11 protein-coding genes are annotated in these 12,211 nt (G+C 32.5%); 1 reads left to right on the top strand and 10 read right to left on the bottom strand.

Going from position 1 to position 12,211, the window contains the following annotated elements; genetic code table 11:
- Positions 1–54: 54 nt before the first annotated feature.
- A complete protein-coding gene (locus tag A8975_RS12635) occupies positions 55–1,032 on the bottom strand; it encodes a polyprenyl synthetase family protein (RefSeq protein WP_129761066.1) in 978 nt (325 codons plus the stop codon).
- A 157-nt stretch (positions 1,033–1,189) separates the two neighbouring features.
- Here A8975_RS12635 and A8975_RS12630 point away from each other — a divergent pair, with 157 nt between their 5' ends.
- A complete protein-coding gene (locus tag A8975_RS12630) occupies positions 1,190–2,347 on the top strand; it encodes a T9SS type A sorting domain-containing protein (protein WP_129761067.1) in 1,158 nt (385 codons plus the stop codon).
- 55 nt (positions 2,348–2,402) lie between these two features.
- Here the strand turns inward: A8975_RS12630 and rlmN are convergent, their stop codons facing one another.
- The 9 genes from rlmN to rsgA form a co-directional block, all read right to left on the bottom strand.
- Entirely contained in the window at positions 2,403–3,443 is a 1,041-nt protein-coding gene (rlmN, locus tag A8975_RS12625) for a 23S rRNA (adenine(2503)-C(2))-methyltransferase RlmN (RefSeq protein ID WP_129761068.1), read from the bottom strand.
- 84 nt (positions 3,444–3,527) lie between these two features.
- Positions 3,528–4,577, bottom strand: a complete 1,050-nt coding sequence (gene queA, locus A8975_RS12620; RefSeq protein WP_129761069.1) for a tRNA preQ1(34) S-adenosylmethionine ribosyltransferase-isomerase QueA — start codon at positions 4,575–4,577, stop codon at positions 3,528–3,530.
- A 73-nt stretch (positions 4,578–4,650) separates the two neighbouring features.
- Positions 4,651–5,877, bottom strand: a complete 1,227-nt coding sequence (locus tag A8975_RS12615) for a 3-phosphoshikimate 1-carboxyvinyltransferase (protein WP_134200928.1) — start codon at positions 5,875–5,877, stop codon at positions 4,651–4,653.
- Positions 5,878–5,928: 51 nt separating this feature from the next.
- Positions 5,929–6,255, bottom strand: coding sequence for a nucleotide pyrophosphohydrolase (locus tag A8975_RS12610; protein ID WP_129761071.1), 327 nt, complete (start codon positions 6,253–6,255; stop codon positions 5,929–5,931).
- Between the two features lie 2 nt (positions 6,256–6,257).
- On the bottom strand, positions 6,258–8,279 hold the full coding sequence (locus A8975_RS12605) for a DUF3857 domain-containing protein (protein ID WP_134200926.1): 2,022 nt from the start codon (positions 8,277–8,279) through the stop codon (positions 6,258–6,260).
- A gap of 3 nt (positions 8,280–8,282) precedes the next feature.
- Positions 8,283–10,202 (bottom strand): DUF3857 domain-containing protein, encoded by a 1,920-nt coding sequence (locus tag A8975_RS12600; protein ID WP_134200924.1) that lies wholly within the window; start codon positions 10,200–10,202, stop codon positions 8,283–8,285.
- A gap of 50 nt (positions 10,203–10,252) precedes the next feature.
- Positions 10,253–10,777 (bottom strand): metal-dependent hydrolase, encoded by a 525-nt coding sequence (locus A8975_RS12595; RefSeq protein WP_134200922.1) that lies wholly within the window; start codon positions 10,775–10,777, stop codon positions 10,253–10,255.
- On the bottom strand, positions 10,777–11,229 hold the full coding sequence (gene dtd / locus A8975_RS12590) for a D-aminoacyl-tRNA deacylase (RefSeq protein ID WP_134200920.1): 453 nt from the start codon (positions 11,227–11,229) through the stop codon (positions 10,777–10,779). Before dtd ends, A8975_RS12595 begins: the two co-directional genes overlap by 1 nt.
- Positions 11,230–11,232: 3 nt before the next feature.
- Positions 11,233–12,183 (bottom strand): ribosome small subunit-dependent GTPase A, encoded by a 951-nt coding sequence (gene rsgA / locus A8975_RS12585; RefSeq protein ID WP_134200918.1) that lies wholly within the window; start codon positions 12,181–12,183, stop codon positions 11,233–11,235.
- Positions 12,184–12,211 lie beyond the last annotated feature (28 nt).

Raw genomic sequence — 12,211 nt, 5'->3', positions numbered from 1 at the left:
TATTTATAAAGACGAAAGTTTTTTTAAAATGGTTGCCTGAAGTATGAAAAAAAATTATTTTTTTCTGTCAATCACGTAATTCACCATAAGTTCTAGTGAATCTTTAAATTCAGATTTTGGATATGTATCAAGAATTTGAAGTGCTTCTGTTTGAAACTGTTTCATTTTATCAATTGCATATTCCAATCCTCCATTAGCTTTCACAAAAGCTATAACCTCTTTAACACGCTTTGTGTTTTTGTTATGATTTTTGATGGAGTTTATTAACCATTTTCTTTCCTTATCTGAACTGTTGTTAAGCACATAAATGAGTGGCAAAGTCATTTTTTGCTCTTTAATATCGATTCCTGTAGGCTTACCGATAGCTTCATCTCCATAATCGAACAAGTCATCTTTAATTTGAAATGCCATCCCAATAAGCTCACCAAATTTTCTCATGGTTTCTACTTCGGGTGAATTTGGTTTTACCGAAGCTGCACCTAAACTGCAACATGCCGCAATAAGTGTTGCTGTTTTTTGACGGATAATCTCGTAATAGACATCTTCAGTAATATCAAGCTGTCTCGCTTTTTCAATTTGAAGCAACTCACCTTCGCTCATTTCTCGAACAGCTACTGAAATAATTTTAAGTAAATCAAAATCATTATTATCAATTGACAGCAACAATCCTTTAGACAATAAAAAATCACCTATAAGTACTGCAATTTTATTTTTCCAAAGTGCATTTATAGAAAAGAAGCCTCTACGTCTATTACTATCATCAACAACATCGTCATGCACTAAAGTAGCAGTATGAATCAATTCAATTACCGAAGCACCTCTGTAAGTTCGCTCACTAACTTCGCCATTTTTAATCATTTTAGCTACTAGAAACACAAACATAGGTCGCATTTGCTTCCCTTTTCTATTAACAATGTAGTGTGTAATTCTGTTGAGTAATGCAACCTTAGAAGACATTGACAAACGGAACTTTTCTTCGAAAAGATCCATTTCATAAGCGATAGGTTGTTTTATTTGTTCTGTAATTTTCAATTAAAAAGCTACTAAAATTGATAACAACAAACGTACTAAAAAAGCTTGTGATATGCTATTTTAGGTGTTTTTTAGTTTTTCTTAACATAAAAGAGTAGGATAACTATTCATTATTTGGTAGCTTTAAAAATTCTATTAATCATATAAATACTAGCTTATGAAAAAAATTACTTTATTACTTACTTTATTTTTTACTTCCTCTATAATTTTTGGACAGGTATTAATATCTGAAGATTTTGAGGGCGGACTTACAGTACCTACTGGTTGGGTTAATAATGATATAAACGGAGGAGGAAATGTATGGACCTTTGATAACACAGGTCAAACTCCTGCTGGTTTTACAACTCCAAACAGCTACCTCTATGATCCTGCTGGCTTTTCTGGCTCTTATGCCATTTTTAATAGCGACGCTTATGGTGGTGGCCCAGAAGAAGCAGCATTAGAAAGCCCTACATTTGACTGTTCGACATTAACAACTATCAAATTAAGCTACAATCACTTTTACCTATCTGGATATAGTGGTTATGGTTATGTTGAAGTTTACAATGGATCTAGCTGGATAACAGTTGCAACATATGATGATGCTGCCGCCGCAACAGATGGATACCTTTATGGAAGCGAAATTATTGATGTTAGTACTGAATTAGCTGGCGTATCTAATGCCCAAGTAAGGTTTAGATGGGTAGGAGACTACTCTTGGTGGTGGGGTTTTGATAATGTTGTTGTACAACAACCAACTGTTTCAGCTCCTGATGCTGTTATCGAACCAAGTCCTGCAGATGAAGCAACTGATGTTCCTCTTGTACAAGATGACATTGATTATCCCAACAAAATATATTTCTCTTGGACAGAGCCTACTACTGGAGATCCAGCAACTAGCTACAGACTAGTTCTTGGTACAGAAAACCCTCCTGTACAAGAATTTAACAATTTCCCTAATGGAGATTTCATATACAATATTTCTTTCGACACAACTTATTACTGGCAAATTATTGCTGTAAATATTGGTGGCGAAACCGCTTCTGAAATTTGGAGTTTTACAACCGAAGCTGACCCTACCGCTTCTATTGATGAAGTTACAAACGATACTTTCTCACATTTCTACAACAAAGACACAGACGTTTTAACTTTAGAATCTTCTAGCACTCCACTAGAACATGTTGAAATTTTTAATATTCTTGGTCAACAGGTAATTAACAATAACTTAAGTTTAAATAGAGAGACAATTAATATGTCTGATTTAAAAGACGGAATTTATTTAACTAAAGTTACTATAAACGGAAACACCAAAACTATTAAAGTCTTAAAGCAGTAATGTTTTAAAACCTTATGAAAAATCAAAAGAGCGACTATTAAGTCGCTCTTTTTTTTTATGTTTTATTTGCTAATTGCCCACATGCTGCATCAATATCCTTACCTCTAGATCTCCTTACTGTAACAGTAATATTATTGGCTTCGAGCATATCAATATACATTTGCAATGCTTTATTATCTGCTTGCTGAAACTCACCGTCGTCAATTGGGTTGTATTCAATTAAATTGACTTTACTTGGCGCAAATTTGCAAAACTCAATAAGTGCATCTACATCTTTTTTAGTATCGTTAATACCATCCCAAACCACATACTCATAAGTGATTCTGTTTTTGGTTTTAGCATACCAATACTCTAATGCTTCACGTAAATCTTTTAATGGAAATGTTGCATTAAACGGCATAATAGAAGTACGAACCTCATCAATTGCTGAATGAAGTGAAACGGCTAGCTTAAACTTCACCTCTTCATCAGCCATTTTTTTAATCATCTTAGGAACTCCTGAAGTAGAAACTGTAATTCGCTTTGGAGACATCCCTAAGCCTTCTGGAGAAGTAATTTTATCAATTGCTTTTAGTACGTTATTATAATTCATGAGTGGTTCTCCCATTCCCATAAATACAATATTACTCAAAGGTCTATCAAAATACAGTCTGCTTTCATTATCAATAGCAACAACCTGATCAAAAATCTCATCAGGATTTAAATTTCGCATACGCTTTAATCTAGCAGTAGCACAAAATCTACAGTCTAAACTACAACCTACTTGCGAAGACACACATGCAGTAGTTCTTGTTTTGGTAGGAATAAGAACCGACTCCACAACCAAACCGTCGTGTAAACGCACAGCATTTTTAACTGTACCATCACTACTACGTTGCATTTGATCCACCTGAATATGATTGATAACAAAGTTATCCTCCAACATATTTCTGGTGTCTTTGGAAATATTGGTCATATCTTCAAATGTGTGAGCTCCTTTGTTCCAAAGCCACTCATACACCTGGTTTCCTCGAAATGCTTTATCGCCTTCTTTTACAAAAAAGTCTCTAAGCTGTTCTTTGGTAAGCGCACGTATGTCTTTCTTTTTAATCTCCATAGATACTGCAAAAGTAATAAAAGCTACATATAAAAAAGCCTTACATTTAGTAAGGCTTTAATAATTATCGATTTATATAATATATTAAAGAATTAACATGGCGTCTCCATAAGTGTAAAAACGATATTTTTCTTTAACAGCTTCTTCGTAAGCTTTTTTCATGAAATCATGACCTGCAAAAGCAGAAACCATCATTAATAATGTTGATTTTGGTGTATGAAAATTAGTAATCATACAGTTAGCAATACTAAAATCGTAAGGAGGAAAAATAAATTTGTTTGTCCATCCTGAAAACTCATTAAGCGTACCACTAGACGATACTGAACTTTCAATAGCTCGCATAGATGTTGTACCTACAGCACATACACGTTTTTTAGTTGAAATTCCCTTATTGATAGTCTCCACAGCATCAGGACCAATAAAAATTTCCTCGCTATCCATTTTATGTTTAGAAAGGTCTTCAACCTCAACAGGGTTAAATGTACCTAAACCAACATGAAGTGTAATTTCTGGCAACTCAACACCTTTAATTTCTAAACGCTTAAGTAAGTGTTTTGAAAAGTGAAGACCAGCAGTTGGAGCTGCTACAGCACCTTCGTTTTTAGCGAAAATAGTTTGGTAACGCTCTTCGTCTTCTGGCTCAACATCTCTTTTAATGTATTTTGGTAATGGAGTTTCACCAAGCTCAGTTAATTTATTTCTGAATTCTTTATAAGAACCGTCGTAAAGAAAACGCAATGTTCTACCTCTAGATGTTGTATTATCAATAACTTCAGCTACTAAAGTATCGTCATCACCAAAGTATAATTTGTTTCCAATTCTTATTTTACGAGCAGGATCAACAAGAACATCCCAAAGGCGTTGTTCTTCGTTTAACTCTCTTAACAAAAACACTTCAATTCTTGCTCCTGTTTTTTCTTTATTACCATACAAACGTGCTGGAAACACTTTTGTATTGTTTAAGATCATCACATCTCCTTCATCAAAATAATCGATAACGTCCTTAAATAGTTTGTGTTCGATTGTTTGTTCTTTTCTATTAAGTACCATTAATCTTGCCTCATCTCTAATATCAGATGGTCTGTCGGCTAGTAATTCTTCAGGGAGTTTAAAGTTAAAGTGCGATAATTTCATTTCAATGTTTTATTTTTTGCAAGTGGCAAATATACAATCTCAACATAGGGTTTGTCAAGTAATTCAAAGATTATTATTGGTTTATTTGAAAACCTATAGATTTTAAATCGTCCCAAAACGTTGGATAGGACTTTGAAACTACCATAGCATCTTCAATTTTTAGCTCAGTTTTTAACGCTAATGGAGCAAATGCCATTGCCATTCTGTGGTCGTTATATGTTTGTATAGTTGCTAGTTTAAAATTGCCATCAAACGGTTTTAGGTGAAGCGTTTCGTTGGTTACTTCTATATCTCCTCCTAGTTTTTCTATTTCATTTTTAAGCGCAACCAATCTATCTGTTTCCTTTATTTTTAGGGTATGCAATCCTTCTAAATCACATTTTACACCTAAACCTAATGCTGTTACTGCAATGGTTTGTGCTATATCAGGTGATTTTACAAGGTCAAAAGCAATACCTGGTTGATGCTGAGATGTTTTCTCTAAAACTATTGAAAGCCCTTTAAAAAGGGTTTTAACACCAAATGCTTGGTATAATTCAGCTAAAACTGAATCGCCTTGTAAAGAATCTTGTTTATATGAAGATAATTCAACTTGAGTTCCAATAGGACTTAACGCAACAATACTATAAAAATACGATGCTGAAGACCAATCGGACTCCACAACTATTGTTTTATCCCCTGAAACCTCCTTTAACGGATTTACTGTAATGACATTATTTTTGAAAGATGTTTCAACTCCAATTTGATTTAACAAATTCAAGGTCATGTTTATATAAGGAATTGAAGTGATTTCGCCATTTAAAGTCAACTCTAAACCTTGCTCTAGCTTAGATGCAATTAACAATAGTGCAGAAATATATTGACTACTTACATTAGCTTTTAAGCTAATTTTATTTTGAGTAAGCGCTTTACCTTTTATGAGCAATGGTGGACAACCAGAATTCTCCAAATAAGAAATATTAGCCCCTAACTGATTCAAAGCTTCTACAAGAATTTGTATTGGTCGTTCTTTCATACGTTGTGACCCTGTTAAAGTCACTTCTTTACCTTCTTGAGTGGCAAAAAACGCTGTAAGAAAACGCATTGCTGTACCAGCATGATGTATATCTATTACTGCATTCGAATTTGAACTCAGCGCTTTAGACATTACTACACTATCATCGGAATTGGATAGGTTTTCAATTTTTATTTCAGGATATAACGCTTGTAGTAGCAACAATCTATTAGATTCACTCTTTGAACCTGTTATTGTGATACTAGAAACTGTTTTTATTTGTGATTTGAGTAATTTGATGTTCATTTTGAACTGATAAAACACATCGAGAAAACTCGATGTGTCAATTATAAATTTTTATTTTAACTTTTGATTATTGTGATGTCTATCGTGGTCTCGCTTGGTTTTTTTATCCATTTTTTTATCAAAAGCTGCCTGCAAATCTATTCCTGTTTGATTTGCTAAACATAATACAACAAAAACCACATCAGCCAATTCTTCACCTAAATCTTTATCCTTATCGCTTTCTTTTTCGCTTTGCTCTCCATAACGACGTGCAATAATACGAGCTACTTCACCTACCTCCTCAGTAAGTTGTGCCATATTGGTAAGTTCGTTAAAGTAACGCACTCCATGTTCTTTTATCCAATCGTCAACTATTTTTTGAGCGTTTTCAATATTCATTGTTATATTTTTTTAAGCACTATTTGTTCATTTTGCTTTTCAATCATTAATTGATAAAACTCTTTAAACTGCTTGTATTCGGTTGGCAAAATTAAGGTTTTATTAAGTTCAAACGTTATAACAAACTGAATATAACTTCCATTTTTATTAGCCATGTAAGTAAATACTCCGTCTGAACCATTAAACTGATACTTAACACTTTCTGGCAATACATCTAATTCATAACCTTCAGGAATCATCATATTCACCATATATTTATCTGAAATTGGATACACAAAATCTATAGGATATATTCTTGTGTCTTGCTTAAATGGGTTTTCTTTAGAAGCTAAGAATAGCATTGGCTTTAAATACAAATCTCCTCCAACATCCTCTATAGCTTCATCAATATTAAAGTCATATGATAATAAAACTGGCTTATCTACTTCGTTTATTTGGCTAAGATTTAAATCTGAAATTTCAATAAGCCCTTTATTTTTCTCTAATGTTTCTATAACTTTCTCATCACCATATCCATCATATTTATTTCTTAACCTGTTGGCTTGATAGTTCGTATATTGATGTCTTATTTTGCCATTTATTGAAAGGTCTGTTTCTAATTTGGCGTTTAAAGAAACCATTTCGCTTGAGCTTACTTCTGGTATTAGGTTAATCCAATCAGAACTCCCATCCTCTTTTATTAATCTACCTAACCAGTTAAGAGTATTTGTAGGTAAAATATCAATGGTACCATGTTTTCTTGTAGCGTCTATTAAAATTATTTTGCCATCAACATTAACAGCAGATATAACATAATTAAATCCTGATCTTGTTGGGACTAATGGAATTCCATTATTTTTTGTACTTACTAAAACCGGATTAGCATCCATACCTGCATATCTTAGCATTGAGGTTAGCATTAAATTTATGTCAGCACTATTACCAACTCCATCTTTATATGCTTTTGATACACCTTGCTCAGCAGTATAACCATAATATTCATTCCATTTTACTTTTGACTTAACAAAATCTAAAATCATGGATACCTTTTCTATTTTATCATCCGTAGGCTTACTAGACATTAATGTCTCTAAATCTTTTTTAAAGTAATTATTTTTACTTAATTGATCTCCAAAATCTGAATCGTCATAGATTGTATTTGTTACCTTTTCCCATGTTGTAGAAAGGTATTCTATAGGCTGATTTGGAAGCTCTATACGCTCTAACTCAACCAATAATCTTGATTGGTAATTTGCCAAATTGTCCACATAATTCTCATCTTTTAATGGAGGAATATTAGAAAGATTTGCTTCAACCACATTATCGTTAAAATCAATTTTTGAAGAACTATAGTTAGCTAATCCACCACCTCTTGATTGAGATCTTTCTCTACTTGTTATAGTAACACTTCTACGCTTTTTTGTTTCAGTTAATTGCGGAATATAAGTTGCTCTTGGGTTTAAAAATGTCTTATAAATTAAATACTCAGGTGTGTTTAGTGACAGTTCAAAATTTTTGGTTGGTATCATTTGTTGAAATGCAATATCATCTATAGAAAACAATTGTGATTCTATAGTGTATTCTAACTCTATAACACAGCCTTCTTTAAGGTTTGGCATTGTAAACTTGGTTGTTTTACGATACTTATTGGTGTCTTCATCAAAAACATCACTATTCTTTAGTTTATCTTTTATGATTTTACCTCCTTCAATATTGTATGTGTAAGCTTTTAGTCCTATTAACTTTTCAGAGGAAGCACTACTTGCTCCATCATAAAGACTTATCATTTTTGTAGCATAATCAAAACCTTCTTTATTATAAATCTTTATTCGCTCTTGTATTTCTGTGCTTTGAATAAATCCCTTACCTTGTATGTAGTCAAACATTATCTTTTGTTTCTTATAGAGAATAGCTGCAGTTGCTTCAGGATATTCTGGGTGTTGAGTTTCTAAAAGTTCTTCTTCACTAACTTTCCCAAACTTATAGTTTTGACAATACGTTAATTGTCCTATAAATAACAAGAAAATAATAACTGTTTTTTTCATTTTTTATAAATTAGGTTTTAATACTATTTTTGCTTTATCATTTTTAGTTACTTCTATCCAAAAATCTCTATAATCATTATACTCACTTTGTGAATAAATCCCTTTATTTAGCTTAAGTTCTCTTTTGTAGAACAGCTCACTATCTGAATGTTTTGAAATTGACATTGAATAACTTCCAAATTTAGTTTCAATAGATACCGAATCAATTAATGCATCAGCCATAAAACCATTTGGGATAGTAATTATGTATGAATCCCTGTTAATGTAGCCTCTTTCAATTTCAAAAGGAAGCTTTCTTTTAGAATAACGCTTCGGAATTGATTGTTCTCTATTAAAAAAATTTGGTTGCAATAAGAGCCTATTCCCTACCTTAGTAGCATAACGCTCAGCTTTCATTTGAATAGTTTCAGTAAAAACAATGCTATCTCTGTCATCATTATAGCTCATTGAGTCTATGGTCAAATCACCTAAATATCCCCATTTTTCTTTATAAAAAAGCTTTTGGTCTTTTTCTAAAAGTCCACGAGTATGAGCTAGATAATCGTATCTAGCACCAAATGCACTAGAAGTAATTTTGGCATCAATAGATCCATTAGGGTTTAAATTGATGGTAGAATTTGTTTCTAAAAGATTTTTTTCTGCATCGTAAACCTGAGTATGAACTATTTTTCCTCCCTCTGGTGTAATGACAAATACATCTCTATCATCAGTAAAATTTGCATTATAACCAAATGGAGAGGTTTGACTTGTACATTCTAACCAAATGTCTCCATTTGGTGTTGGAAGATTTAATATTACATGATTTGTTTGACCCAAAAAAGTCACAAACTCCTTATCAATATCAACAGTACTTCTAGAAGCATATACTCTTGAATAATTTGTTTTTACACCCACTACATCCATAAGAGCTTTGGTGTAATTGGTTAGCCCTTTACAGTCACCATACTTAACCTCATCTACTTTTGAGGCTTCAATGGGCTGTATGCCTCCAATACCTTCTTGCACGCTTATATATCTTGTTCTTTGCTGAACATAGTTGTATACTACTTTGGCTTTTTCAATAGGATCATCTATTCCCATAACCAATGCTTTTATTTCAGATTTTGTTGTTTCAGGAAGTTCAGTTCTACCTACTAACAATTCATCATACATCCATTTCCCTAAGCTTGTCCAATCATTAGACTCTCCATAAAAACCTTCATAGTAAAACTTATTTAAAGCAACTCCTAAATGAGGGCTAATGTTCTTAAAATCAGGACTATAAATCTCTGATTTAATCGCTTTTATGTTATCTACTTCGTAAAGTAAATTATTGTCTTGGCTATTGTTTACTATTTCATAACCCTTAAAATTATACTCTTTTTGTTTAATATCAATCCCTGTTTCATAAGCAATTTCGTATACACTTTTTTGCGTACTTACATAATACCCTTCTAATGGATACCAACTAGGTATAAATGCAGTATTATTTGTGTTAGTCTCATAATAAAACTCTATGGTATATGGATATTCAGTTGGTGTGTAGTTTAAATATTTAACTCTACTATCTTCATAAAGTGAAAAATCGTTTGCTGCAGAAACATCTTCAAAATCAGATTTTTTAAACTTTTTTATTTGATTTCCAAATTGGTCATAAACTTTAGCTTCAATTTTTTTAATATCTATTCCTTTATCATAACTCACATAAGCTTCAACATTACGGTTACCAGCTTTATTTAAAATTGTAACTATTCTTTTATGAGCTACACTTAAACTTTTCAAAGAAGAAATCTCAATCTTTTTATGATTATATCTAACAACCGCATTTGCTTCAGTTGTAAGTTCAGATGGAATAGTTGCTACAACCAATAAGCTTTCGTTCTGCGCATTTGAAAAAAATGAAATAGAGAAGAAGGCAATGGCAAGAAGAATTTTTGTAGGCATAATAAATTGTTAAAAACCAAAAATATAAATATTTACCAAAGCGCAAAAGATTAATCTTCTTTTAATAACCTATTTATTAATAATTTAAAAATCAGTATTAAAGCACATGGTAAAAACACATATTTGAGTTCGCTAAAAATGACTTGTAATCCCCATTCTGAAAAAAATCTTTCCACTCCTATTGGAGATACTTTTATCACTTGATACGAAAAAAAATAACGCTCATTATCAAACGGAATAAAAAAACCAACACCTTTTCCACCTGTTGTTAATGCATCTAAAATCCCATGAGACAATGTACTGAAGAGTATCACTAAGAAATACAGCATTTTCCTTTGCTTACCAAACAACACGCAAATGCATAAAGCCCAAATAATTGCAAATAAAATGGAATGAGTAAATCCTCTATGTCCAAAAGGCGATTCGTATGGAACTCCGAAATTAAAAGCTAACACATCTATATCTGGAAGAATTGAAGACAATATTGCTAAAACCACCAAGCCAATTGAAGCTTTATTGGAAGCTACTTTTGCAATTGTAAATGCTGCAATACCATGTCCAAATATTGAAGCCATTACTCTTTATTCTTAGTATCTATAATAATTGTAACAGGACCATCATTGAGCAGTTCTACTTTCATGTCTGCACCAAATTCACCTGTTTGAACTGTTGTTCCTAAATCAGTTTCCATTTGTTTTACAAACTCCTCATACAAAGGAACAGCCACATCAGGTTTTGCTGCTTTTATATAGCTTGGTCTATTTCCTTTTTTTGTGCTTGCATGCAAGGTAAACTGGCTCACAACAATTACATTACCTTTAACATCCATGACAGACTTATTCATAACTTCATTTTCATCTGCAAAAATGCGAAGGTTAGCAATCTTTTTAGATAACCAATCAATATCTTCTTTGGTATCCTCATCAACAATTCCTAACAGAATTAAAAGCCCTTGATTTATATTGGCAACTTTTTCTCCTTCAATCGTTACACTTGCTTTAGATACTCTTTGTATTACTGCTTTCATAAACTATTCGTTATCCCAGTTATCAGTTCGGTAATGTTCGTCTTCACCTTCTAAAATCTGTAAATAACTTCGGTATCTTGAGTAGGCAATCTCATCATTTTCGAGTGCGTCTTTTACAGCACATTTAGGCTCTTCGAGATGTAAACAGTTATTAAATTTACAGTCTTGTTTCAACTCAAAAAACTCAGGAAAATAATCGCCAACTTCTTCCCTATCCATATCTACAACTCCAAACCCTTTGATACCTGGAGTATCGATAATTTTAGCTCCAAAACTTAAATCGAACATTTCAGCAAAAGTTGTAGTATGCTGACCTTGCATGTGTTGTGTTGAAATTTCTTTGGTTTTTAAATCCAAATCAGGTTCAATTGCATTAACTAATGTTGATTTACCAACACCTGAATGACCAGCAAACATGCTCGTTTTATCTTTCATCAAAGACTTAACCTTATCAATATTTTTTCCTGTAGTTGCCGAAATACCGATACATTCATAGCCTATTTTTCGGTACACATGCGCTAGGTATTTTACTTCGTCTAGTGTGTCGTCGCTATAAGAATCGATTTTATTGAAGAGTAAAATAGTTTTTACTGAATAAGCTTCGGCTGTTACCAAAAATCGATCTATAAAACTTGTAAATGTTGGTGGATTATCAATAGTTACTAATAAAAACACTTGGTCAACATTTGACGCTATAACATGTGTTTGTTTAGACAGGTTAACCGATTTACGGACAATATAATTTTGCCTATCGTGAATGTTATTGATAATACCTGTAGTTTCGTCGTTATTGGTTTCCAGTTCAAAATCTACAACATCGCCAACAGCTATTGGGTTAGTACTTTTTATCCCTTTTATACGAAATTTACCCTTTATGCGACATTGATAAGCTTCGCCTAAGTTGTTTTTTATGGTATACCAACTACCTGTAGATTTGTAAACTGTTCCTGTCATTAATACAAAGATAATCTATTCGTGTATC

The organism is Meridianimaribacter flavus (assembly GCF_004366715.1).
Taxonomy (GTDB): domain Bacteria; phylum Bacteroidota; class Bacteroidia; order Flavobacteriales; family Flavobacteriaceae; genus Gaetbulibacter_B; species Gaetbulibacter_B jejuensis.
This window is presented reverse-complemented; position numbering and strand designations above follow the sequence as displayed.

What these genes read in the sequence shown, in the direction of transcription:
- A8975_RS12630 (WP_129761067.1), top strand. Translation starts at nt 1,190, where the DNA reads ATGAAAAAAATTACTTTATTACTTACTTTATTTTTTACTTCCTCTATA.
- rlmN (WP_129761068.1), bottom strand. Translation starts at nt 3,443, where the DNA reads ATGGAGATTAAAAAGAAAGACATACGTGCGCTTACCAAAGAACAGCTT.
- queA (WP_129761069.1), bottom strand. Translation starts at nt 4,577, where the DNA reads ATGAAATTATCGCACTTTAACTTTAAACTCCCTGAAGAATTACTAGCC.
- A8975_RS12615 (WP_134200928.1), bottom strand. Translation starts at nt 5,877, where the DNA reads ATGAACATCAAATTACTCAAATCACAAATAAAAACAGTTTCTAGTATC.
- A8975_RS12610 (WP_129761071.1), bottom strand. Translation starts at nt 6,255, where the DNA reads ATGAATATTGAAAACGCTCAAAAAATAGTTGACGATTGGATAAAAGAA.
- A8975_RS12605 (WP_134200926.1), bottom strand. Translation starts at nt 8,279, where the DNA reads ATGAAAAAAACAGTTATTATTTTCTTGTTATTTATAGGACAATTAACG.
- A8975_RS12600 (WP_134200924.1), bottom strand. Translation starts at nt 10,202, where the DNA reads ATGCCTACAAAAATTCTTCTTGCCATTGCCTTCTTCTCTATTTCATTT.
- A8975_RS12595 (WP_134200922.1), bottom strand. Translation starts at nt 10,777, where the DNA reads ATGGCTTCAATATTTGGACATGGTATTGCAGCATTTACAATTGCAAAA.
- dtd (WP_134200920.1), bottom strand. Translation starts at nt 11,229, where the DNA reads ATGAAAGCAGTAATACAAAGAGTATCTAAAGCAAGTGTAACGATTGAA.
- rsgA (WP_134200918.1), bottom strand. Translation starts at nt 12,183, where the DNA reads ATGACAGGAACAGTTTACAAATCTACAGGTAGTTGGTATACCATAAAA.